The organism is Actinomadura sp. NPDC000600, assembly GCF_040492135.1.
GTDB lineage: Bacteria > Actinomycetota > Actinomycetes > Streptosporangiales > Streptosporangiaceae > Spirillospora.
The window spans coordinates 20677-44168 of record NZ_JBEUPD010000041.1 but is presented as its reverse complement, the minus strand read 5'-3'; the positions used below and the strand labels follow the sequence as shown (position 1 = coordinate 44168).

The 23492-nt window shown below is 74.1% G+C and carries 19 protein-coding genes; 7 read left to right on the top strand and 12 right to left on the bottom strand.

The genetic code is table 11. The annotated features are described in order from the left end of the window. Positions 1 to 82 precede the first annotated feature (82 nt). From ABWI07_RS37490 to ABWI07_RS37475, 4 genes are all read right to left on the bottom strand, one after another. Positions 83 to 463, bottom strand: coding sequence for a DUF3499 domain-containing protein (locus ABWI07_RS37490; RefSeq protein WP_149259154.1), 381 nt, complete (start codon positions 461 to 463; stop codon positions 83 to 85). Positions 464 to 585: 122 nt separating this feature from the next. Continuing rightward, positions 586 to 1233: a response regulator gene (locus ABWI07_RS37485; RefSeq protein ID WP_149259153.1), complete on the bottom strand. Its 648-nt coding sequence runs from the start codon at positions 1231 to 1233 to the stop codon at positions 586 to 588. Continuing rightward, entirely contained in the window at positions 1230 to 2471 is a 1242-nt protein-coding gene (locus tag ABWI07_RS37480) for a sensor histidine kinase (RefSeq protein ID WP_149259152.1), read from the bottom strand. The genes ABWI07_RS37485 and ABWI07_RS37480 overlap by 4 nt, the downstream gene beginning before the upstream one ends. Further along, a complete protein-coding gene (locus tag ABWI07_RS37475) occupies positions 2459 to 4099 on the bottom strand; it encodes a substrate-binding domain-containing protein (RefSeq protein WP_353821445.1) in 1641 nt (546 codons plus the stop codon). Before ABWI07_RS37475 ends, ABWI07_RS37480 begins: the two co-directional genes overlap by 13 nt. Before the next feature lie 196 nt (positions 4100 to 4295). Here ABWI07_RS37475 and ABWI07_RS37470 point away from each other — a divergent pair, with 196 nt between their 5' ends. Next, positions 4296 to 4724, top strand: a complete 429-nt coding sequence (locus tag ABWI07_RS37470) for a metallopeptidase family protein (RefSeq protein WP_235036763.1) — start codon at positions 4296 to 4298, stop codon at positions 4722 to 4724. Between the two features lie 205 nt (positions 4725 to 4929). Here ABWI07_RS37470 and ABWI07_RS37465 read toward each other — a convergent pair whose 3' ends face one another. The 4 genes from ABWI07_RS37465 to ABWI07_RS37450 all read right to left on the bottom strand — a co-directional run bounded on the left by ABWI07_RS37465 (position 4930) and on the right by ABWI07_RS37450 (position 11309). Further along, complete coding sequence (locus ABWI07_RS37465) at positions 4930 to 6372, bottom strand: DUF5719 family protein (RefSeq protein WP_353821444.1); 1443 nt, start codon at positions 6370 to 6372, stop codon at positions 4930 to 4932. Then, entirely contained in the window at positions 6372 to 9662 is a 3291-nt protein-coding gene (locus tag ABWI07_RS37460; protein ID WP_353821443.1) for a glycosyltransferase, read from the bottom strand. The genes ABWI07_RS37465 and ABWI07_RS37460 overlap by 1 nt, the downstream gene beginning before the upstream one ends. A gap of 184 nt (positions 9663 to 9846) precedes the next feature. Further along, positions 9847 to 10110, bottom strand: coding sequence for a WhiB family transcriptional regulator (locus ABWI07_RS37455; RefSeq protein WP_141581130.1), 264 nt, complete (start codon positions 10108 to 10110; stop codon positions 9847 to 9849). A 269-nt stretch (positions 10111 to 10379) separates the two neighbouring features. Next, positions 10380 to 11309, bottom strand: a complete 930-nt coding sequence (locus ABWI07_RS37450; protein ID WP_353821442.1) for a hypothetical protein — start codon at positions 11307 to 11309, stop codon at positions 10380 to 10382. Positions 11310 to 11426: 117 nt separating this feature from the next. On the opposite strand from ABWI07_RS37450, the gene cofD reads away from it, so the two are divergent. From cofD to ABWI07_RS37435, 3 genes are all read left to right on the top strand, one after another. After that, on the top strand, positions 11427 to 12380 hold the full coding sequence (gene cofD, locus ABWI07_RS37445) for a 2-phospho-L-lactate transferase (RefSeq protein ID WP_353821441.1): 954 nt from the start codon (positions 11427 to 11429) through the stop codon (positions 12378 to 12380). A 47-nt stretch (positions 12381 to 12427) separates the two neighbouring features. After that, entirely contained in the window at positions 12428 to 13708 is a 1281-nt protein-coding gene (locus tag ABWI07_RS37440) for a coenzyme F420-0:L-glutamate ligase (protein WP_200841876.1), read from the top strand. 145 nt (positions 13709 to 13853) lie between these two features. After that, positions 13854 to 16418: a bifunctional FO biosynthesis protein CofGH gene (locus ABWI07_RS37435; RefSeq protein ID WP_149259145.1), complete on the top strand. Its 2565-nt coding sequence runs from the start codon at positions 13854 to 13856 to the stop codon at positions 16416 to 16418. A 77-nt stretch (positions 16419 to 16495) separates the two neighbouring features. Here ABWI07_RS37435 and ABWI07_RS37430 read toward each other — a convergent pair whose 3' ends face one another. Together ABWI07_RS37430 and ABWI07_RS37425 are read right to left on the bottom strand one after the other, a co-directional pair. Further along, positions 16496 to 17440, bottom strand: a complete 945-nt coding sequence (locus tag ABWI07_RS37430) for a LysR family transcriptional regulator (RefSeq protein ID WP_353821440.1) — start codon at positions 17438 to 17440, stop codon at positions 16496 to 16498. Positions 17441 to 17728: 288 nt separating this feature from the next. After that, positions 17729 to 18667: a DNA-3-methyladenine glycosylase family protein gene (locus ABWI07_RS37425; RefSeq protein ID WP_353821439.1), complete on the bottom strand. Its 939-nt coding sequence runs from the start codon at positions 18665 to 18667 to the stop codon at positions 17729 to 17731. A gap of 281 nt (positions 18668 to 18948) precedes the next feature. Between ABWI07_RS37425 and ABWI07_RS37420 the strand changes: the two genes are divergently transcribed. The 3 genes from ABWI07_RS37420 (at position 18949) to ABWI07_RS37410 (ending at position 20768) form a co-directional block, all read left to right on the top strand. Beyond that, positions 18949 to 19812 (top strand): GON domain-containing protein, encoded by an 864-nt coding sequence (locus ABWI07_RS37420; RefSeq protein WP_353821438.1) that lies wholly within the window; start codon positions 18949 to 18951, stop codon positions 19810 to 19812. 321 nt (positions 19813 to 20133) lie between these two features. Then, positions 20134 to 20358: a FitA-like ribbon-helix-helix domain-containing protein gene (locus ABWI07_RS37415; protein ID WP_353821437.1), complete on the top strand. Its 225-nt coding sequence runs from the start codon at positions 20134 to 20136 to the stop codon at positions 20356 to 20358. After that, on the top strand, positions 20355 to 20768 hold the full coding sequence (locus ABWI07_RS37410) for a type II toxin-antitoxin system VapC family toxin (RefSeq protein ID WP_353821436.1): 414 nt from the start codon (positions 20355 to 20357) through the stop codon (positions 20766 to 20768). The genes ABWI07_RS37415 and ABWI07_RS37410 overlap by 4 nt, the downstream gene beginning before the upstream one ends. A 446-nt stretch (positions 20769 to 21214) precedes the next feature. Here the strand turns inward: ABWI07_RS37410 and manB are convergent, their stop codons facing one another. Together manB and ABWI07_RS37400 are read right to left on the bottom strand one after the other, a co-directional pair. Further along, positions 21215 to 22282 (bottom strand): mannose-1-phosphate guanylyltransferase, encoded by a 1068-nt coding sequence (gene manB, locus ABWI07_RS37405; RefSeq protein WP_353821435.1) that lies wholly within the window; start codon positions 22280 to 22282, stop codon positions 21215 to 21217. A gap of 30 nt (positions 22283 to 22312) precedes the next feature. Then, positions 22313 to 23461 carry a glycosyltransferase family 4 protein gene (locus ABWI07_RS37400; RefSeq protein WP_149259127.1) on the bottom strand — a complete coding sequence of 383 codons (1149 nt, stop codon included), beginning with the start codon at positions 23459 to 23461 and terminating at the stop codon, positions 22313 to 22315. Positions 23462 to 23492 lie beyond the last annotated feature (31 nt).

Here is a 23492-nt window from a genome sequence, read left to right as displayed (position 1 = left end):
AGGTTCACGAGCCTACCGGGACGACGGGACGCGCCCCGCCGCGACGCCGGACCGGGGACCGGGACGGGGGCGGGCCCCGTGCTCACTCCTGGCCGGGCTGCGTTCCGGCGGGCTCGGAGCGGAGCACGCGCAGGTGGCCGCGGCGGCCGACCTCCGTGCCCTGGCCGACCGGCTCGTGGCCGGACCCGGGGGCGGGCCTCGCGGCCTCGCGGACCGCGTCGGCGAGGGCCTCGAGGTCGTCGGCGGTGGGCTCGGACTCCTCCTCGACGGGGAGCCGCACCAGCTCCCACCCCATGGGGGCGGTGAGCCGTTCGGAATGCTCTGCGCACAGGTCGTAGCAGTGTGGCTCGGCGTACGTTGCGAGCGGCCCCAGGACCGCGGTGGAGTCGCGGTAGACGTACGTGAGCGTGAACACTGCGGGCGCCTTGCAGGCGGTGCGGGAGCAAGTGCGGACGGGGCTCACGATGGCTGACCGTACCTCCCCCCACCCGGCTCCGCCACCACCCCGGCGCACGTGTCGCCGTTACCGGCCGATTTCCGTGGTAATAACTACATCCCGTAACGATCCGAATATTCACCGTGCCTTCACCGCGCGGTGCCGAGCCAGCGCGCGATGGCCGCGCCCCGGGTTCGGACGTGCAGCTTGGCGAAGATCCGGTTGACGTGGTTCTTGACGGTGTACTCCGAGACGACCAGGGCCCGCGCGATCTCGCCGTTGGAGCACCCTCGCGCGATCAGGTCCATCACCTCGGCCTCGCGCGGGGACAGCCCGAGGTCGTCGCGGGGCGCCGGGGGCCGGGCCGGGGCGGCCCCGCCGCGCAGCGCCTCGACGACGGCGCGGCTCGCGGGCGGCGACAGCGGGCTGGACCGCCCGGTGACCGTGTCGTGGACGGCGGCGAGCAGCTCGTCCGCTTCGAACGCCCCGTGCACCAGGTACCCGGACGCGCCGTTGCGGATGGCCTGGCCGATCACGTCGGCGTCGGTGTCGTAGGACAGCATGAGCACCTTGGCGATGGCGCTGAGCGGCCCGGCGGCGACCACGCCGTCCACGCCGGGCATCCGGACGTCCAGCAGGACGAGGTCGGGGCGCAGCGACCGGGCCTGCTCGACGGCGTGGGCGCCGTCGACGGCCTCGCCGACGACCTCCACTCCCCCGGACTCCAGGATGGTCGACAGGCCGGCGCGGACGACGGGGTTGTCGTCCACGACGAGGACGCGGACGCGGTCGCTCATGACAGCTGCCCCGCCGACTCGGGGGCGTCCTCGGCGGGCCACGAGGCGCGCGGGACGGTGAGGGTGACGGTGGTGCCGCACCCGGGGGCCGAGCGCACGCCGAGGCGCCCGCCCGCGCGCCGGGCGCGCTCGGTCATGCCGACGACGCCGTAGTGGCCCTCGCGGGCGAGCAGGTCGAACCGCCCTCCCTGCGGCGGGACGAACCCGGCGCCGTCGTCGCGGACCGACAGCTCCAGCCCGTCCGGGGACCCCGCCAGCCGGACCTCGACCCGGCCGGCCCGCGCGTGCCGCTCCACGTTGGTCAGCGCCTCCTTCAGCACCGAGACGATCTCGTAGCGGACGGCCACGGGGACGTCGTCGTGCGTCCCGTCGGCCACGACGTCGACGGGGACCCCGGCGATCCGGCTCCACTCCTCGGCGACCTGCCGGACGGCGTCCGGGAGCGGCAGCCCGTACGCCTCCTCGCGCAGGTCGGCGATCAGTCCGCGGGCCTCGTGCGCGGCGACCCGCAGCGCGGACAGGATGTCGCGGGCGCCGCGTTCCGCGCGGTCGGGGGACGTGCGGATCCAGCCGGGCAGCGCCGCCGCCGACAGCGTGATGCCCTGCAGGGTCTTGGCGAGCGAGTCGTGCATCTCGCGGGCGAGCCGGGTGCGCTCGTCGGCCGCGGCGACGGCGGCCTCGGCGCGGCGGCGCGCCTCCTCCGCCTCGGCGTACTGGTCGAAAAGGATCCGCAGGACGACTCCGGCGCAGGCCGCGAGCGGATAGAAGACGGGCAGGGCGATGAGGAGCCCGGGGTCGTGCCGGTCGGCGGGCGTCGCCGAGCCCATCGCGGCGAAGCAGAGTGCCACCTGCGCGGTGCACACCAGCAGCACGGGCCCCCACGCGTACAGGACGCCGGCGAGCGCTGCCGTCATCACCGTGAACAGGAAGAACGGCCCGAAAACGCCGCCCTTGACGAGGACGCCGAACACGAGCAGGGCGTCCAGGCAGCAAAGCAGGGGCATGCGCCGGACGAGCCGCAGGACGGGCCGCCACACGACCAGGGCGAGCGCGCTCTCCACGCCCAGCAGAGCGATGGCGGCCGCGAGCCCGCGGTCGAGCCCGCCGCCGCTCTCGGGCCCGTAGCTGTCCTGGAGGACGACCGCCATGGCGAGCAGGAGGCAGCGCAGCAGCAGGAGCAGCCGGAACGTCACGGCGACCCGCGTCGTGGCCCGGGCGTCCTCGGTCACTCGGGACACCGGGGCTCGTCGCAGACGCGGAGCTGGTCGGAACGCAGGAAGAGCCGCATCACCATCTCGGGCTTGTCGATCTTGTAGGCGCCGCCGTCGGTGACGGCGGCGACCTTCCGGAGGGAGGGGTCCGCCTCGGCGCCGAACCCGAGAACGATGACGCTCACCGGGCGCCGCGCGTTGAAGGCCCCTCCAAGATTCTTCACCGTTCGGGCGATTTCCGTTCCCGGGGCGCTGCGCGGGCCACCGGCGGTGAGGACGAGCACCACGTTGAGCCCGTCCTTGCCGTAGTGGCGGTCGACCTCCCGGTACGCGGCCCTGATCGCCGGGTACAGCCCGGCGGCCTCGCCGCGGATCGGCCGGACGTGCTGGAGCCGCTCCTGCAGGATGAGGCGCTGGTTGCCGCCGTCCTGCGTGCGCGCGCCGAGCTCCCGGATCGGGGTCAGGGGCCGGTAGGGGCGGCGGCCCGGCGCGCCGGTGAGCGTCCAGAGGCCGAAGGACGAGTCGTCCGGGACGAGCGCGAACCCCGTCGAGAGCGCTTTCACCATCGCGTCGAACCGCGTCCCGGTGGCGCCCGGCATCGGGGCGCCGCCCCGCGACGGGTCGATGAGCGCGAGCACGTTCAGGCCCTGACCGAGCTTGCGCCACGTCTCCTGGACCCCGGCCGCCGCCCCCGGACGGACCACCGCGAGCGGTCGCGGTGCGCTCTGCCCGGGGCCGCGGAGGCCGGCCCGCTTGAGGTCGCCGGCCGTCCGGGGCGACCGGAGCTCCTTCAGGAACCCGTCGGCGACCCGTCTCCGCTTTGCGTCGGACGTGGCGACGACGTACGGGAAGTCGAGGTAGGGCGTGCCCAGACGCGGGTAGGCGACGGCGATCGGCTCCCCGTCGCGGTCCTGCTGCTTGACACGCTCGTTGTGCTTGAGGAAGGCCTGCTCCGGGGCGGCGACGACCGCGGACCCCTCGTCGCCGCCTCCGCCGAAGGCGGTCTCGACGCCCTTCCCGTTCGGGATGGTCTCGGCGGTGCGCAGGACGGCGGTGAACCTGTCCAGCGCGCCCTTGCCGCTTCCGGCGGACGCCTGGAGCGCGAGCAGCGACACCGTGCCCGCCCCGGTGCGCGCGGGGTCCGGCAGCCGGAGGTGGAACTCCGGCGTGCGGCGTCCGGGCCGGAAGGCGCCCCATGACCTGCGCTCCAGGTCCCTCCGGTACCGGCTCGCCATGGTGGCGGACACCCCGAACACGATCGGGCTGGACGCGATCGAAGGGGCCTGCCCGGCGGGCCGCCGTCCCGCGAGGTCGGGCCAGGCGGAGGAGTCGGGGATCCACACGTCCGGGACGCCGCGCGCGGCGCGGAAGACGCCCGCGGCCTCGCCCGAGCCGCGCGCGGTGACCCGCACCGAGGGGCACTGCCCGGCGGCGCGCCGGGCGGCGTTGAAACGGGCGGCGGCGGCGAGCGCCGCCGGAGCGATCGCGGGATCGGCGCTGACCGACAGCCGCTCGCGCGCGCCGTCGCAACCGGAGTCGCGCGCGGCCAGCGCCCAGCCGCCGCCTCCGAGGACGAGCCCCACGCCGAGGGCCATGGCGGCGGCGACGGTGACCTGGTCGCGGCTCCGGCGTGCGCGCCGGGACGGGGGATTCACGGGAAATCGGCCCTTCGAAATGCACCATCGGCCACGCGGGCCCGGGAGCCATGGCTCCGCCACTGTAACCACTCTTTTCACGGCAGAGCCATACGAACGGCCCGTTGCGCGGGCCGTTCCGGACAGAGCGGTACAAAAGTCCACATGGAAGGGCCTTACGGGTGGGCCGCGTCACCAGCGGAGGTACTCTTGAGGCGTGCGATCCCGTGTGGCAGGCGTACGGCGCCGCGATCGGCACGGTCGCGGCCTCCGTGGTCCTCTGACGCCCCCGCAGGCGCCGGTCTCACGCACCCGCGCGGAGCGGTTCGCCGACCTCGTCGACGACGAGGTGCGGCGCCTCGCCGGGCGCTGGGGCCGCGAACTGGCCCGGGTGGAGTTCACGGTCGAGGAGGTGCCGGCCATCGACCCGTCGTTCGACGGGCCGGTCCCGCTCGGCCAGACCCTCCCCGGCGCCGGCGACCGGCCGGTGCGCATCGCCGTCTACCGCCGCCCCGTCGAGGCCCGCGCCGCCGACGAGGCCGAACTCGCCCACCTGGTCCGCGACCTGCTCGTCGAGGAGGTCGCCGACCTGCTCGGCCTCTCCCCCGAGTCCGTGGACCCGAGCTACGACTCTCCCGACGACTGACCGGCGCCCGGAGCGCAGCGGAGGGCGCAGGTCAGTCGTGCGGGGGGCGTGGGGGGTCGCCCCCCACAAAGACACTGCCGACTGACCGGCGCCCGGAGCGCAGCGGAGGGCGCAGGTCAGTCGTGCGGGGGGTGTGGGGGGTCGCCCCCCACAAAGACACTGCCGACTGACCGGCGCCCTGAGCGGACGGGCGCGCTCCCGGGTCTCAGTTGGGGGTCAGGGCGGTCTGGGAGTCGGCGGTCGCCGGCAGGCGCAGGAGCGTCGGGGCCGGGACGATCGGCAGCACGGTGAACAGGTAGTCGCCGCCCTTGCCGGTGGCGAGGATGCGGGACGCGTAGACGGGAGCGGAGCCGGGCTTCGGCATGATCACCGCGCCGAAGGCGGCGTCCGCGCCGGTACCGGGGGCGGCGAGCTTGGTCTCGACCGTGCGTCCCGCTCCGATCGTGACCTCCTGGGGAGTGCCCGCGCCCTGCGCGTTCACGGTCGTGACCTGGACGGTCGCCGCGCCGTACGGGGCGGTCAGGGCGAGGGACGAGTCGAACCGGTTGTCGGCCACGACGCCGGGGCCGGCCGCGCTCAGCGGGGGCGTGGCGGCGCCGTAGGCGACGTCGGCGCCCCGCTCGGCGGCGAAGCCCGCGAGGATCGGACGGTCGGCGGTGAGCCGGACGGCGGCGGCCCGGCCGGACAGGGCGCCGTCGAGGGGGACGGAGGTCACGGTCATGCCGGGGGCGTCCAGGACGTCCTGGCCCTGCGGCGCGAACGCGCCCTCCGCGGTGATCACCTGGACCCTGATGCGGGCATCGGCCTCGCCGGGGACCGCGACCAGCAGGCGGCGCTTGCCAGAGCCCCCCGGCACCCCGGGGACGAGGACTGAGGCCGCGGGCGCGGGCGACTGCGGCAGCCACTCGGTGCCCTTCTTCTTCCCGATCCGCACGCGCAGGGACGCGGCGACGCGGCCGCTGGTGGTGCGGACGCGCAGCGCCAGGTCGGCGGCGGTCTTCACGATGTCGCCGAGCCCCTCGGGCGATCCGCCGATCCGCACGATCCGGGTGGTGTTGGGCTCGACGGGCGTGCCGCGCCCCTCGGTGGTGTCGAGCGGTCCCTCGCCGGAGAGGGCGGAGACGTCGACGGACGCGGGCTGCGCGTCGACGTTGGTCAGGTAGAGGTCGAGTTCGTCGGCGGCGACCGGCCCGGGGCCCGTGAACCACAGGTCGGTGCCGGGGACGGCGCAGCGGGCGCCGGCGAGGCCGCGGTCGTCGCCGCCGTCCCGGTACGCGGTCTGCTCCGCCTCCAGCCCGCCGGCGATGGGGCCGGTGGCCCTGAGGGTGTAGGAGTTCTGGCCGGACTTGGTGTCCTCGCCCCAGGCCTGGCCGGGCGACGTCATGGATCCCAGCGGCGAGCCGCCTTTGGTCGGCGCCACGTCCACGCGTCCGCCGCCCGTCTTACGGGGAAGGGACTGGACGGCGAGGCGGCCGCCCTCGCGCCCCGGGCAGACCATCACGGCGTGCGTGACCGGCGCCTCGCGGCCCTTCTCGGACGCCTCGCCCGGACGGGAAAACGTCGCGGCGCCGTAGAGGGCGGCGACGGCGACGAGCATGAGGGCGGCCGTGGCGTACCGCATGCCGAGGAGGCGCAGGACCTTGTGCATCAGGACACCTCCTCGGGGCTCGTCTCCTCCGCGGGCTCCGCGGGCTCTGCGGGCTCCGCAGGCGCGGCGAGCTCCAGGGGCTTGGCGGGCGGCAGCGCGAGCTGGGGGCGGGCGCGGGGGGCGCGGCGCCGGCCGCGCCGGCCGCGGCGGCGGCGCTCCCGTTCGCCGGTGGGCATGAAGTCCGCCTGCGCACCCGGCAGCGCCAGGACGGCCACCAGCAGGACGGCGATCCCCTGGACGACGACCCAGGCGTGCCGGGTGGCCATCGACCGGGTCAGCTCGAACTCTCCCCCGGTGGCGGGGATGTCGTAACCCTGCGCCCAGCCGTCCACCGTCCGGGCCTTGACGTCGCGGCCGTTCAGGGCGGCCCGCCAGCCGCCGTCGGCCGGTTCGGCCAGGAGGAGCGTGCGCGTGCCCGTCCCCGGTGGGATCCGCACACGGGCGTCGACGCGCCCGGCGGGCAGCGGCGTGACCGTCGAGCCCTGCAGGAGCATCATCCGGCCGGACGCCGCCTGGAGCCGCCACACGGCGAACGTGCCCGTCCGGCTGAGGCGGGTGAGTTCGGGCGACGCGTCGAGGACCTTCGTGAGCGGGTCGCTCGCGGGATGCGGCACCAGGAGGTACTGGACGCCCATCCGCGTCAGGGCCGGCCCGTCGTCGCCCTCCCGGCCGGCGGCCATGCCCGCGACGAGGTCGTCCATGCGGTCGCGGGCCGGCCCCTTGACGGTGACCTCCGACTCGCCCAGATGGGGCCGCGCGCCTCTCAGGACCGTGTAGGAGACCCGTCCGGTCGGCTCCCGGTGCAGGACGAGCGTCCTGACCCCACCGGAGCCCTGGACGAACTGGGGGACCGTGTCGGGGTCGAGCCTGCCGAGGGGGCCGCCCGCGCCGCCGACCACCCAGAACCCCGCCGCCAGGACGGGTGCGGTGAGCGCGGCGGCCACCACGACCGCGCCGCCCGCCTTGTAGATCAGGTGCTGGCCCGCCAGGGCCTCGGTGGCGCGCTGGACGGCGGCGGTGGCGGCGAGCAGGACTCCGGCTCCGGCGAACAGCAGCGCCGCGCCGGGCCACACCGGCGCCGCGTCCGCGCCCTTGGTGACGGTGGCGGCGCTGGCCAGCACCGCGACGAGCAGTCCGAAGACCGCCAGCAGCCAGCCGGCCAGCACCTGGCCCCGGCGGCTGCGCAGCGGCAGCGCGCAGACGGCGACCGCCAGCAGCCCGGCGAGCGCCCACCGCGCGGGCGTGCCCGGCCCTCCCGGGTCGAGCGCCAGCAGGTCGGCCGGGGCGGCGGGGTCGAACCGCCGGTGCAGGCCCGCCTCCGTCAGGAACCCCGACGGGTGGAGCAGCAGGCCGGCGGTCAACGGGAGCGTCAGCAGCGGCGGGACGCCGAGCGCGATGGCGAGGCCGCGCAGGCCCTGCCGCCCCGGTCGGTCGAGCAGCGCCCACACCATCCCCGCGGCCAGCAGGGCGATCGGCCAGACGAGGGGGACGAAGGACATCGCGACGGCGAGCAGCAGCGCGACCGTCCAGGCGGCCCGTCCCGCGCGCTTGCGGCGCGTGCGGGGGTCCAGCGCGGCGGCCTCCGACCGGGGGTAGCCGTAGACGCGGGCGGCGTGCACGGCGATCAGCGGGAGCAGGACGAGGACGACGGCGGTCCCGAGGCGCCCGCCCGCGACGGCGCCGGTCGCGGCGGGCAGCAGCGCGTACACGGCGGCGAACCAGGCGCGGACGGCCGGCACCGGGACGCGGCGGCCGGTCGCGCGGGCGCGCCGTCCCGTCCGCGGCGCCTCCACCACCAGCAGGCGCGACGCGCGGTAGGCGGTGAGCCCCGCCAGCGGGACGCTGCCGAGCAGCAGGACCGACACCGCCAGCCACGGCTTTCCGAACGCGGCGGTGGACAGGACGGCCAGGATCCCGACGTACGGGGGGCTGCCGGCGTCGGTGCCGAGCCCCACCGGGTGCCAGCCGGACAGGTACTGCGCCCACAGGTCGCTCGCGCCGCCCCACGCGGGGACGAGCGCGCCGCCGCCGAGCCGCCCGGCGGCAGTCACCAGGGAGCGTTCGGCCGCGACCGCGACGGCGGCGAGGCCGAGCACGACCATGACGCCGGGCCGCGCGAGGAACCGGCGGATCGGGCCGGGCTCGTCGGCCGTGATGTCGTCGGCGACGTCCTCGCGGTCGCGCTCGTGGGCGGCGAAGTACTCCGAGACGGCCTCGCCGGCCCGGCGCAGCACGACCCAGCGCGTCTGGAACCGCCGGACGCTGCGCCGCACGCGCGTGCGGCCCTCGGCGCGGACGGCCCGCGCCCGCCGGAGCCCGCCGGGCGAGCGCAGGACGTCGCCGAGCGCGCGCAGCTCCTCGCGGGCCATGCCCGGCCGCTTGGTCGCCACCAGGACGAGGGCGTGGGCGAGCGACGCCCACACGTTGCGGACGAGGGCCCGCAGCATCGCGCCGAGCGGCTGGTTGGCGAGCAGGGTGAGCAGCGCGTTGCGGCGGTCGCGGCGGGCCGGGTGCTCGGTGGTCATGCCGATCTCGCGGAGCCCGCGCCGGGACGCCTCCGCGTGGTAGACGACGGCGTCGCTCGCGGTGACGACCCGGTACCCGGCGGCGTGCACCCGCCAGCAGAAGTCGAGGTCGTCGCGGAAGATGCCGTACTCGACGTCGAAGCCGCCGAGCTTCTCCCAGACGTCGCGGCGGACGAGCATCCCCGCGCTGCCGACCGACAGCACGTCCCGGACGCCGTCGTGCTGGCCCTGGTCGAACTCGCGCCGGTCCAGGCCGGTGTGGCGGCGCCCGGCGGCGTCGATGGTGACGCCGAGCTCGCGTAGGACGCGGCGGTCGTCCCAGTCGCGGACCTTGGGGCCGAGCACCGCCATGTTGGGGTCGGCGTCGGCCGTGCGCAGCAGCCGGTCGAGCGCGTCGCGGTCGGGCGCGCAGTCGTCGTGCAGCAGCCAGATCCACTCCGTGCGGGGCCGGGACGACCCCTGGGACTGGTCGGCGGGGACGGGGTCGTCGCCGGTCACGGGGGCGGACGCGGCGTCCTGCCGCAGCGCCTCGGCGATGGCCTCGCCGTAGCCGGTGGTGCGGGGCAGCGTGAGGACCTCGCCCTCGCCGACGACCTCCGCGAGGACGGCGGGGCCGCGGTCGCGGCTGCTGGTGTCGACGGTCACGAGGCGCTGCACGGGGCGCGACTGGGTGAGCAGCGCCTTCAGCGCCTCCGGAAGCCACCGCGCGCCGTCGTGCGCGACGAGGACGGCGGTGACGACATGGCGATCGAGTGTGGGGGCCAAGGGTCGCTCGATCTGTGGGACGGACGATGGCAGTGCTGGCCGAACGGCCGGTGCCGAACGGGCATCCGGCGCTGAACGAGCGTCAGCCGTGCCGGCCCTGGGGCCGGCACGGCTGATAACTGTACGCGTGGCCGCGCCGGGCACGCTCCGGATCCCCCGAGATCCGGGGTCGCGGCCCGCCGGGTCAGACGGCCTGGCGCTTCAACTTCCGGCGCTCGCGCTCGGAAAGCCCTCCCCAGATGCCGAACCGTTCGTCGTGCTGCAGCGCGTACTCAAGGCACTCCGTACGCACCTCGCATGCCCGGCACACCTTCTTGGCCTCGCGAGTGGAGCCGCCCTTCTCCGGAAAAAACGCCTCCGGATCCGTCTGCGCGCACAGGGCGCGCTCCTGCCAGCCCAACTCTTCGTCCTCTGTGCCGTGCGCCAGCGGGATGACCACCTCGCTCACAGCGCACCTCCCTGCCCGTGGAACCCCCTGGTCAATGCCCTCCAGAGCTTCCTTCCCCCGGGACGGCATTGAAACTACACGGACGAAATTACACGCGTGTATCAGCCGCCCCGTCAAGCCGGAAGGCATTCCCGGGCGACATAGCGGGTTTTGCCGGGATGGGCATGCTGACCTTCAGATGAAGATCAGTTAATCGGGCGGTCACCGCGAAGGCGAGGCCTCACCGAGGGGGTTCGCGGGAGGCTTCACGGCGGGTCCGGCCGCGGGTCCTACTGCGGGGGCGGGGGGCGGTTGTCCCGGTACCAGTCGCCGCCCTCCTGGTCGCCGGCCTGCGGCGGGGCGGGCTGGGTGCCCTGCGGGCCCTGGTCCTGTCCGGAGCCGCCGCCACCGCCGTAGGCGCGGGTCCACTCGCCCATCTCCTCCTGGTCGGCGGACGGCTGGCCCTGCTGCCCCTGCTGCCCGGCCTGGTAGCCGCCCTGGCCGCCGTACTGCTGGTACTCCTGCTGGCCGTACTGCTGCTGCTCGTAGCCCTGCTGGGCGGGCTGGCCGTACTGCTGGCCGTACTGCTGCTGCTCGTACCCCTGCTGAGGAGCCTGCTGGCCCTCCGCGGCCTGCTGCTGCCCGTACTGCTGGTACTGCTGGTACTGCTGCTGGCCGTACTGCTGCTGCCCGTACTGCTGCTGACCCTGCTGGCCCTGCTGGCCCTGCTGGTAGCCGAAGTCGGGGTAGGCCCCCTGCTGCATCTGCGGCTGCGGGCGCGGGGGCTGCATCCCCTGGAAGACCGTGAAGGCGTACCAGCCGCCCACGCCGACCACGGCCAGGTCGCCGGCGCCGACCAGGAAGGTCGTGAGCTTGCTCACCGCGCCGGCGTAGTCGGAGTTCGCGAGCATCCCGCTCAGCCACGAGATCACGCCGAACAGCGCGATGCCGCCGAGGATGCCGAGCGCCCCCATCGCGATCGTCCGCGCCTGCGGGGTCGGGGTGGCGCCCGAGGTCGTCAGCGCCACCGCGAGGACGACGAGGCCGACCATCGCGACCTGCAGGAACGTCCCGTCGTTGGTCTGGGCGAGGGCGCGCAGCGTGAAGCTGCCCCCGCCGCCGAGAAGCGAGATGATGCCCGCGAGAAGGTGCACGCCCGCCGCGGCGAGCAAAACCCAGGCGGCCGGTTCGCGCAGGCGCTGGACGGCTTCCTTGTTCACGGTGACATCTCCAAGGCTCAGGACGGGCCGTTCCCCATTGCAGGCAAAGCTTTGCATAGTGTCGCCCGGAGCGGCGACCCCTCCGGTCGCCCCGGGGATCACCGTAGGGTTGAGGCCATGAAGATCGTGGCGTTGGCGGGCGGGATCGGCGGCGCCCGTTTCCTGCGCGGGCTCCTGGCGGCCGCCCCGGAGGCGGAGATCACCGTCATCGGCAACACGGGGGACGACATCTCCCTGTTCGGCCTGCGGGTGTGCCCCGACCTGGACACCGTGATGTACACCCTCGGCGGCGGCATCAACGAGGAGCAGGGCTGGGGCCGGGCGGAGGAGACGTTCACCGTCAAGGAGGAACTGGCCGCCTACGGGGTGGGGCCGGGATGGTTCGGGCTCGGCGACCGCGACTTCGCCACGCACATCGTCCGGACCCAGATGCTGGCGGCCGGCTACCCGCTGTCGGCGGTCACCGAGGCGCTGTGCGACCGGTGGCGGCCCGGGGTCCGGCTGCTGCCGATGACCGACGACCAGGTCGAGACGCACGTGGTGGTCGAGGACGAGCAGGGGCGGCGCGCGATCCACTTCCAGGAGTGGTGGGTGCGGATGCGCGCCTCGGTCCCGGCGCTGTCGATCGCGGCGGTCGGCGCAGCGGAGTCCAAGCCTGCGCCGGGGGTCCTGGCGGCGGTCGAGGCCGCCGACGTGGTGCTGTTCCCGCCGTCCAACCCGGTGGTGAGCATCGGGACGATCCTGGCGGTGCCCGGCATCCGGGACGCGGTCGCGGCGAAGACCGTGGTGGGCGTGTCGCCCATCGTCGGCGGTGCGCCCGTGCGGGGGATGGCCGACGCGTGCCTGACCGCGATCGGGGTGGAGACGTCGGCGCGCGCGGTCGCCGAGCACTACGGCCTCGGACTGCTGGACGGCTGGCTCGTCGACGAGGCCGACGCCGACGTGCGGGTCGAGGGCATCGAGGTGCGCTCGCGCCCGCTGCTGATGCGCGACGCCGAGGCGACCGCCGCGATCGCGCGCGCGGCCCTCGACCTCGCGGTGGAGCTGAAGCGGGCGGGGGTCGCCGAGTGAGCGCGGGACCGGGCGGAGCGGACCGCGGGGCCGTCCCCCCGCAGCGGATCGAGGTCTTCGGCGTGCCGGGGCTGCCCGAGGTCGCCGAGGGCGCCGACATCGCGGCGCTGATCCCGGACGGGACCGTCGAGGACGGCGACGTGCTCGTGGTCACCTCCAAGATCGTCAGCAAGGCGGAGGGGCGGGTCTTGGTCGCGGGCGACCGGGAGAAGGCCATCGACGCCGAGACCGTGCGGGTGGTGGCGCGGCGGGCGCACGCGCGCGGCGAGACCCGGATCGTGGAGACGCGGCAGGGGCTGGTGCTGGCCGCCGCCGGCGTGGACGCGTCCAACACCCGGCCCGGCACGGTGCTGCTGCTGCCGGAGGACCCGGACGCCTCGGCCCGGCGCATCCGCGCCGGGGTGCGGGAGCGGACCGGCGCCGAAGTGGCCGTGATCGTGTCGGACACGCTCGGCCGACCCTGGCGCAACGGACTGACGGACGCGGCGATCGGCGCGGCCGGGCTGGCCCCGCTCAGCGACCTGCGCGGGCGCGACGACGCCTACGGCAACCGGCTGGACGCCACGATCACGGCCGTCGCCGACGAGATCGCGGCGGCCGGCGACCTGGTCAAGGGCAAGCTGGAGGGCGTGCCGATCGCGGTCGTGCGCGGGCTGCCCGGCCTGGTCACGCGCGAGGACGGGCCCGGCGCGCGGGCGCTGGTGCGTCCCCCCGAGGAGGACATGTTCCGCTTCGGGTCGGCGGACGTGCTGCGCGCGCGGCGCACGATCCGCGAGTTCACCGCCGAGCCGGTGGACCCGGCGGCGGTGCGGCGCGCGGTCGGCGCCGCGATCACCGCGCCGGCGCCGCACCACACCACTCCGTGGCGGTTCGTCCTGCTGGAGTCGGCCGGGTCCCGGACGCGGCTGCTGGACGCGATGCGCGACGCCTGGGAGGCCGACCTGCGCCGCGACGGCTTCTCCGAGGAGTCGGTCACCAAGCGGCTGCGGCGCGGCGAGGTGCTGCGCCGGGCGCCCTACCTCGTCGTCCCGTGCCTGGTCATGGACGGCTCGCACGACTATCCGGACGAGCGGCGCTCGCGCGCCGAGCGCGAGATGTTCGTGGTGGCGGCCGGGGCCGGCGTGGAGAACCTGCTGGTCGCGCTGGCCGTGGAGGGGCTCGGCTCGTGCTGGGTGTCGAGCACGATGTTCTGCCGCGACGTGGTGCGCGACGTCCTCGACCTGCCGGACGACTGGGACCCGATGGGCGCCGTCGGGGTGGGCCACGCCGCCGCGCCCCCGCGCGAGCGGCCGCCGCGCAGCCCGGACGCCTTCATCGAGACGCGGTGAACCCGGTCCGGTGAACCCGGTCCGGTGACGGCTCGGGAATAGATGCGGAGCGGCCTCGGCTTGAACAGCCGGGGCCGATCTTTTTGTCCGGTTTCTCGGACCCCCAGCGCGGCGCAGAATATGACGATTGGCATAGAGTGCCCGCATGGACGGCACGAGCTCCGCTCTTCGCCGGGCCCTGGCCCGCGCGCGCGACGGCAAGACACTGGACCGATCCGAGGCCACCACACTGCTGCGGGCCCGCGGGGCGCAGCTCGACGACCTGCTCGCCCACGCGGCCCGCGTCCGCGACGCCGGACTGGAGGCCGCGGGCCGCCCCGGCGTCATCACCTACAGCCGCAAGGTCTTCATCCCGCTGACCCGGCTGTGCCGGGACCGCTGCGGGTACTGCACGTTCGCGACCGTCCCGCATCGGCTGGACTCCCCCTACCTCAGCCCCGACGAGGTGCTGGAGATCGCGCGCCGCGGCGCGGAGATGGGCTGCAAGGAGGCGCTGTTCACGCTCGGGGACCGTCCCGAGGACCGGTGGCGCCCGGCCCGCGAGTGGCTGGACGCGCACGGCTACGACGACACGCTCTCGTACGTGCGCGCGATGGCGATCCGGGTGCTGGAGGAGACCGGGCTGCTGCCGCACCTCAACCCCGGGGTGCTGACCTGGCGCGACTTCCAGCGGCTCAAGCCGGTCGCGCCGTCCATGGGGATGATGCTGGAGACGACCGCGACGCGGCTGTTCAGCGAGCGCGGCGGCCCCCACTTCGGGTCGCCGGACAAGGACCCGGCGGTCCGGCTGCGGGTGCTGGAGGACGCGGGCCGCACGAACGTGCCGTTCACGACCGGCATCCTCATCGGGATCGGCGAGACGGTCGAGGAGCGCGCGGACGCGATCTTCGAGATCCGGCGGACGATGCGCGAGTACGGGGCGATCCAGGAGGTGATCGTCCAGAACTTCCGCGCGAAGCCCGACACGAAGATGCGCGACACCCCGGACGCCGAGCTGGAGGAGCTGGCCGCGACGATCGCGGTGACGCGGCTCGTCCTCGGGCCGAAGGCGCGCGTACAGGCGCCCCCGAACCTCGTCGCCGACCAGTACGCGCTGATGCTGCGCGCCGGGATCGACGACTGGGGCGGGGTGTCGCCGCTGACGCCCGACCACGTGAACCCGGAGCGGCCGTGGCCGCAGATCGACGAGCTGGCCGCCCGGACCGCCGGGGCCGGGTTCGAGCTGCGCGAGCGCCTCACGATCTACCCCGAGTACGTGCGCCGCGGTGAGCCGTGGCTGGACCCGCGGCTCGCGGGCCACGTCGCCGCCCTTGCCGACCCCGCGACCGGGCTGGCCCGCGAGGACGCCGTCCTTGAGGGGCGCCCCTGGCAGGAGCCCGACGGCGGCTTCACGGCGTCCGGCCGGACCGACCTGCACACCGAGATCGACACGACCGGCCGCACCGCGGACCGGCGCGACGACTTCGACGAGGTCTACGGCGACTGGGACGCGCTGCGCGACCGCATGGCCGCGCCCCAGCGGTTCGACGCCGACGTCAAGGCCGCCCTGGCGCGCGCGGAGCGCGACCCCGCGGGGCTGTCCGACGACGAGGCGCTGGCCCTCCTGCACGCCGACGGCCCGGAGCTGGACGCGCTCGCCGCGCTGGCCGACGGCCTGCGGCGCGACGCCGTCGGCGACGAGGTCACCTACGTCGTCACCCGCAACATCAACTTCACCAACGTCTGCTACACCGGCTGCCGGTTCTGCGCGTTCGCGCAGCGCCGCACGGACGCCGACGCGTACACGCTGTCCCTGGAGCAGGTCGGCGACCGCGTGGACGAGGCGTGGGAGGCGGGCGCCACCGAGGTCTGCATGCAGGGCGGCATCCACCCGGACCTGCCCGGCACCGCCTACTTCGACCTCGCCCGCGAGGTGAAGCGCCGCGCGCCCGGCATCCACCTGCACTCCTACAGCCCGATGGAGGTCGTGAACGGCGCGTCCCGGACGGACCTGTCGATCCGGGAGTGGCTGGAGGCGGCGAAGGAGGCGGGCGTCGACTCGCTGCCGGGGACGGCCGCCGAGATCCTGGACGACGACGTGCGGTGGGTGCTGACCAAGGGGAAGCTGCCCACCGACCAGTGGGTCGAGGTCGTCACCACCGCGCACGAGATCGGGATCCCGACGACGTCCACGATGATGTACGGGCATGTGGACACGCCCGCGCACTGGGTGGCGCACATCAGGCTGCTGCGGTCGATCCAGGAGCGGACGGGGGGGTTCAGCGAGTTCGTGCTGCTGCCCTTCGTCCACCACAACTCGCCCATCTACCTCGCCGGGCTCGCGCGCCCGGGGCCGACCGCGCGGGAGAACGTCGCCGTCCACGCCCTGGCGCGCATCCTGCTGCACGGCGCGATCCCCAACATCCAGACGTCCTGGGTGAAGCTCGGGGACGAACTGTGCACGCGCGTCCTGCAGGGCGGGGTGAACGACCTCGGCGGCACGCTCATGGAGGAGACGATCAGCCGCATGGCCGGCTCGGAGAACGGCTCGTTCAAGCCCATCAGCGAGTTGGAGGCGATAGCGGCGCGCGCGGGCCGGCCCGCCAGGCAGCGCACCACCCTCTACGGCGAGGTCCCCGCCGAGCGCCTGGAGGCGTCCCGCCGCACGGACGGCATCGGGCACTTCGGGCGGCAGTCGCTCACCCTGACCCCGGTGTCCCGTCCTGTATGACCGGTGAGCGGCGCCGGTGGCGGAGCAGCCCCGCGGGCGCTCCCCGCCGGCGCGGCCCGCTCGGTGTGAAGGGCTGATCAGGGCGCGCCGCGGCGGACGCTGGGGCGGCGCTCGACCAGCTGGTCCGCCGAGCGGCGCAGCTCGCGCAGGACGGCCTCGACCGAGGGCCGCACCTCCGCGCCGACGCGCGTCCACAGGACCATGCGGCGCTCCACGGGGGCGTCCGCGACGTCCCGCACGAGGATGCCCTCCTCCCGCTCGGCGAGCGCGAGGTCGGGCACCAGGCAGACGGCGCCGCCCTGGGCGACCATCGCGAAGATGACCATCAGGTCGTTGGACCGGTAGCGGACGTCGGGCCGGAAGCCGCCCAGCTCCACGCACGTCCGCTCGAGCAGTTCGCCGTGGTTGGTGCCGACGTGCCCGGTCGCCCACCGGCAACCGGCCAGGTCGGCCATCCGCACCGGGCCGTCCGCGCGGGCGAGCGGGTGGCCCTCGGGCATCCCGACCCGCATGGTCTCGGTGACGAGGACCTCGGAGGTCAGCTCGGGCCTGCGCGGGCGCGGCAGGTGCGAGTACTCGTCGGTCAGCACCACGTCGATCTCCTGGAGCACCAGCGCCTGGAGCACCCGGTGGAACTCCTCGTCCAGCACGTCCACCACGAGATCGGGATACGCCTCCGCCAGCCGCGGCATGGCCGGGGCGAGGACGTGCAGCAGCGCCGTCTGGAAGCCGACGAGCCGCACCACCCCCGCGACGCGCCCGCTCGCCGCGAGCGCCTCCTCCTCGGCCCGCTTCGCCCGCGCCAGCAGCGCCTCGGCGTGCACGACGAGCACCTCGCCCGCCTCGGTCAGCCGCAGCCGCCGCCCGGCGCGCTCGACCACCGGCACGCCGACGTCCCGCTGCAACTGCGCGAGCTGCTGCGACACCGCGGACGGCGTGTAGCCCAGGGAGTCGGCGACCGCCGCGAGCGTTCCGCGCAGCTTGAGCTCGCGCAGCACCCGCAATCGCCCGAGATCCAGCATAGTGAAGCGATTCTTACACAATCCCTCCAGAAAGCGTCGCTGGACCTCAATGTTGGACGGAGTCAAACTGTAGGTGCGACGGAAGAAGAGGCGGTGACCCCGGCTCCTCCGCTCGTCCCGCGCGGGAACGCTGCCACTGCGATCCCAAGGAAGAAGAGATGCTGTACGTACTCGGCCTGATCATCGCCCTCGCCGTCCTCGGCCCCCTCTTCGGCGCCGACAGCAGGGACGGCCTCGACTGGGCCCCCAACAACTTCTGGCTGCGCCGCCGGACGGCGCAGGCCCCGGTCAGAAGGACCGGTAGTCCCGGACAGGCAAGCGGGGGCCGCGCCTCGGCGGGTGCATCCCGGACGATTCCAGCAGCCGGGTGACCCGGTAGCGATGACCGGCGTAGGGCTCCAGCAGTTCGAGCATCCCGGCGTCGTCGACCTTGCGGCCCGCCAGCGCCCAGCCGACCAGGCCGGGCAGGTGGTAGTCGCCGACGGAGACGGCGTCGGGATCGCCCGCCGCGCGCTGCCTGACCTCGGCGGCCGTCCAGACGCCGATGCCCGGCAGCGACCGCAGCCGCGCCTCGGCCGGGTCCTCCTCCAGCCGCCGCGCGACCCGCGCCGCCCCGATGATGGTGCGGGCCCGGACGGCCTCCAGCCCGGACCGGTGCCACTCCCACGAGGGAATTCCGATCCAGACCTCCGGCGGCGGCGGAACCCGCATGTGCGGGGCGCCGGGCGCGGGCTGCCCGAACCCGCGCAGCAGGTAGGCCCACGCCCGCCACGCCTCCTGCCCGAGCACCTTCTGCTCCATCACCGCCGGAACGAGCGCCTCGAAGACGCGGCGCGTCCGGCCGATCCTCAGCCCAGGCCGCCTGAGGACCTGGTCGCGGAGGACGTCGTGCCGCGGGACGAACCCGTCCGGCTCGTCGGCGGCCCCCAGTAGTTCGGGCACCCCGTCGAGCAGCCATTCGGCGCCCGGCCCCCACGCCGTGGCCTCGACGGCGCCCCCGGCCCAGCGCAGGCGCAGCGTGCCGGGCCCGTCCGGAGTGTGGGACGCCCGCCAGACGGACCCGTCCCGCTCGATCCGGAACGCCGGATCGCGCGAGCCGCGCCGATGCGGCGCCAGCGCGTCGCGCAGATCCAGCGGCCACGGCGGCCGCCACTCCCGGACCCGGCCGGTGAGGCGCCCAGCGGTCGCCTCACCGGCCACCCCGGACGACGGTTCTGCAACGCTCAACGAGCCGACTCTCCCTGCTTGACGCACCCCACCGGTCCCGCCAAGGCCCTTCCCTGACCTGCGCACCCCGGCGGTACCGGCCCCCAGTCTGCCACCCGCCCGGCGTCTCACTCTCTTCCGGGTGCAAAATATAGAATTCGTCATTTAACGGAATTCTCCTAGCCATTTCCGCAGAGGCTTTGCCCATTCCCTGTCGCCGCCATTGCCTCGGGGCTATTTCCAGCCCTGAAAGCGGTTGTTAATCTGCGGGACAGCACGGCCTCTCAACAAAGGACGAATTCATGGCGAAAATTCCATTCCGGACATCAGTGGTCGCAGCGGCCGCATGCGCCGCCCTGCCCCTGGCCGGGACGATGACCGCGCACGCCCAGGCCCGCACCCAGGCGGCGGCCCTGTTCCAGAGCTGCCAGCAGATCCGCCAGCACGTCCCGAGCGCGCCGAACGGGATCTATCTGCTCTACAACGGCCAGAAGCTCTTCACGGTGTACTGCGCCGACATGGCGACGGCGCCGAAAGAGTACGTCATCCTCGCGAGGACCGGGCAGTCCGTCAATTACTCGCAGTACACCGCCGGCGGCGGGTCCCCCGGGACGAACGTCAGGACCCGGTTCACCCGGCTCCGCCTCGACCCGGCCACGTTCACCGTGGACATCGGCGACCTGAAGTACGCCTCGTCCACCGGGTCGCTCCAGCACGGCGGCGCCACGACCGTGACCAGCATGCCCTACGCCGTCGCGATGTCGTGCACGTCCGCCCCTGACGGCAGGGCCAACATCGATCTCCGGAACACGGCCCTCAAGGTGGACAACACGTTCGGCACCAGGGGCCTCGGCGCCACCGGCACGGCGGACATCGACCCGACCGCGCAGGTGGTGAACCTGCAGGGCGGCGGCTTCTGCGGCTGGATCATGCCGACTCCGGTCCGCTACAACCCGTTCAACCCGAGCCCGGGGATGCCCAACCTCAAGCTGGACTGCGCCGCCCGGTCGAGGTTCTCCATCAGTCTCAACCTCTGCCTCAACCTCACCCAGGCGGCGAGGAACTCGCTGCAGGTGAGCCGGCAAGGCGACCGCAACGTGGTGCGCGAGAGCGGCCGCCCCGTCGCGGAGCTGGGACTCGACGGACGGGTCCGCTCCATCCGCTGACGTCCCCGGTCGAAGACCGCCTCGCACGCACCCCGCGAGGCGGTCTTCCCCCGTCCCGCCTCAACACCCGGCGCCGCGCAAGCGCCCCTCGACGACCCGGCCGAAGGGGTCGTGGACCGCGCCGACCTGGTCGACGCGAAGCGGCGACGGCGACACCAGAGCGCGATGCTTCCCGCAGCACTCATTCAATCACTGGGCAGCGGCCGTCCCACCGGTCGCCAGCGCGGGTTCCCTCGTCCCGTTCTCGGCCGTGGACCCGCATGGCGGCCGCCGGACCACCAGGGCCATGATTGCATGCAGACTGCATGCTAAAATGCTGGCATGGGAGTGATACAGATCCGGGACGTCCCCGACGAGACCGAGCGGACGTTGAAGGCGCGGGCCGAGCATGAGGGCAAGTCGCTGACCGCCTACGTACGGGACCTGCTGAACGAGGAGGCGTCCACCCCGACGCTGGACGAGGTGATGGCCAAGATCGCCACCGATGAGCCCGTGCCCTACAACCCTGACTTCGTCCGGGAGACCCTGCGCGAGGGACGCCGGTGAGCCTGGTCGTCGACGCCTCGATCGTCTTCCGCCTGCTGGCCAACGTCAAGGGCGACGACCTCCTTCGGCAGCGCCTGGCCCGCAAGCTTCACGCCCCAGCGCTGATCGACGTGGAGATCGCCTCGGTTGTGCGCGGGCACACGATCACCACCAAGCCGGAGGTACGCATCTCCGAGGCGCGGGCCCAGATCATGCTGGAGCGTTACGCACAGCTCAAAATCGTCCGCCACCCCATGCTGCCCCTGCAGCGGCGTGTCCTTGAGCTACGCAACAACCTCACCGCCTATGACGGCATGTACGTGGCCCTCGCCGAACTACTGGGGATACCCCTGCTCACCGATGACGCCAAGTTCGCCGGCTCCGCAGGACATCGTGCGGAGATCCACCGCTACCCACCGCCTCAGGTGTGAAGCAGGGCCGCGCGGTGGGCCACCCGGCCGAACCCCGCCCGAGGAATACCTGAAGGACCAGCGCTCCGTCAAGTGATCGACCGCTTCCGTCCGAGGTGCGATCTCCTGATCCCAGAGAACCCTGAGCGGCGGCGTCCTCACTATCGAGGTCGCGGACATCGGCTCCGGTCGCCCCCGCCGCAGGAGGGCCCGGAAGGCCGACGTCAACGGCCGCGGCCTGCAGATCGTCGAGTACCTCGCCGAGAGTTGGGGCCATCGTTCCACCCTGGACGGAGGCAAGATCGCGTGGGCGCGTTGCCTCATCTCGTGAACCCGTGGGAACGCCGGCCGACTGGATCTCGTCACCGCGCTCGGCAGGGAACTCGAGTTCCGTGCATTCCCCTCAGAGGGCTCGCAGACCACGTGACCGGAAAGGCTCCTCGCGGTACGCGGTATGCGGTACGCGGCTACTCGGCGGAGAAGCGGATCGCGGTCGCCGGCAGTTCTACGTTCGGCCAGACCCGGGCACCGTTGAGCAATTGGTTGCCAGGGCCCACGGTCACGCCGTCGCCTATGACGCAGTCTTCCAGGACGGCTCCGGAGCAGATGCGGGCACCGCGGCCGACCACGGAGCGTACGACACGGGCGTCCTGTTCGATCACCGCGTCATCGAACAGGACGCTCGACTCGACGGTGGCCTCGGCGCCGATCCGCGCTCCGGCGCCGACCGAGGTGCCGCCGTCGACCCGGGCCGTGGAGGCGACAGAAGCGTTCTCCAAGAGAAGGACGCCGCTCCCGTCCACCTCGACGACAGGGGACGGCAGGGTGCCGAGGACCAGGTCGTTGACGCCCCGGACGAACGCGGCCGGGGTCCCGACGTCCAGCCAGTACGCGGCCTCGACGTAACCGCAGACCGGTTCGCCCGCCGCGAGCAGTTGGGGAAAGGTCTCGTACTCCGCCGAGACGACCCGCCCGGCGGGGATGCTGCCGATCACGGAGCGGCGGAAGACATAGCAGCCTGCATTGACCTGGTTCGTCGGAGGGTTCGGTGACTTCTCCACGAAATCCATTACCCGCCCGTCCGGCGACGTGGGCACCGAGCCGTAGCGGCGGGCGTCGTCCACGAGCGTCAGATGGAGGGTGACCGCCGCCTCGCCCTTCTCGTGCGCGGCGACCTGAGCGGAGATGTCATGCCCGGACAGGATGTCGCCGTTCAGGACCAGGACGGGACTGTCGGCGTCGCATTCCAGGGCGGAGGAAGCGTTGCGAATCGCGCCTGCGGTGCCGAGCGGCTCGTCCTCGGTCACGTAGACGATGTCCAGGCCGAGCCGCCCGCCGTCGCCGAAGGCCTCGCTGAACATCTCCGCCCGGTACGACGTCGCGAACACGATGCGAGTCACGCCCGCGTCGCGCGCACGCACCAGCTGGTGCTCCAGCAGGGGCACCCCGGCGGTGGGGAGCAGGGGCTTCGGCGTGGAGATCGTCAGGGGGCGCAGGCGGGTGCCCTGACCGCCCACCAGGAGGATCGCTTCCACTCGGTTCCTTTCGCCGGGTTGGAAGCGAGCCTAGTGGGTGCGGGCCTTCGCGTACTGCTCCACGGCCCGCTGGTAGGAGGCCATGTGCGCCTCCGCGGACGCCGACCAGGAGAACCGCTCGGAGCGGGCGTGGGCGGCCTCGGCCAGCTCGGCGCGGCGCGCCGGGTCGTCGATCAGGGCGGCGAGGGCGGAGCCGATGCCGTCCGGGTCGAGCTCGGTGTAGGCGACCGCGTCGCCGCCGACCTCGGGGAGCGGCCCGCGGTGGGTGGTGAGGACGGGCGCGCCGCAGGACATGGCCTCCAGGACGGGCAGCCCGAAGCCCTCGCCGCGGCTCGGGAGCGCGACGACCAGGGCGCCGCCGAAGAACCCGGGCAGGGCCGGCCAGGGCAGGTAGCCGGGGCGCAGGACGCGCAGCTCCAGGGGGACGGTGGCGAGGGCCGCGTCGACCTCGTCGTCCCAGCCGCCGCTGCCCGCGAGCACGAGCGCCGGGGCGTCCTCGCGCCCGGCGCAGGCCTTCACCCAGCCGCGGATCAGGTTCGGGACGTTCTTGCGCGGCTCCAGCGCGCCCAGGTAGGCGACGTAGGGGCGGCCGTGCAGGCCGAGGCGGTCGGAGACGTGCTTGACCTCCGCCTCGGACGGGCGGTGGAAGACCTCGTGGTCGACGCCGTGGTAGGCGACGTCGATGTGGGACGGGTCGGCGCCGAGCAGGCTGACCAGTTCGTCGCGCGTCGCGCGGGACGGGGCGATCAGCCGCGTCGCGCGGCGGGCGGCGGTGCGGGTCGCCGACTTGATGTAGGAGGTGCGCACCGGGTCGTGCAGTTCGGGCTCGGCGAACAGCGTCACGTCGTGGATCGTCACCACGGTCGGCAGGCCCGCGCTCACCGGCATCGTGTAGGTGGGCAGGTGGATGACCTCCGCGCCGACGCGCGCGGCCACGTGCGGCAGGCCGGACTGCTCCCAGGCCAGCCGGGTGGCGCGGTGCGAGAGCGTCGCGGGGCCCGCGACCACCTGCGCGCCGGGCACGAGGCCCTCGTAGCGCTTGGCGTCCGCGCGCTGGCAGGCTACGGCGAGGTCGGCGCCCTGCCGGTGCAGGGCGCACAGCAGCCCGTCCACATACCGGCCGAGCCCGCCGCGGTCGGCAGGCACGGCGGTGGCGTCGAGCAGAATCCGAGGCGCCACGGTCCACTCCCCCATCCAGCGCGGTGGCGTA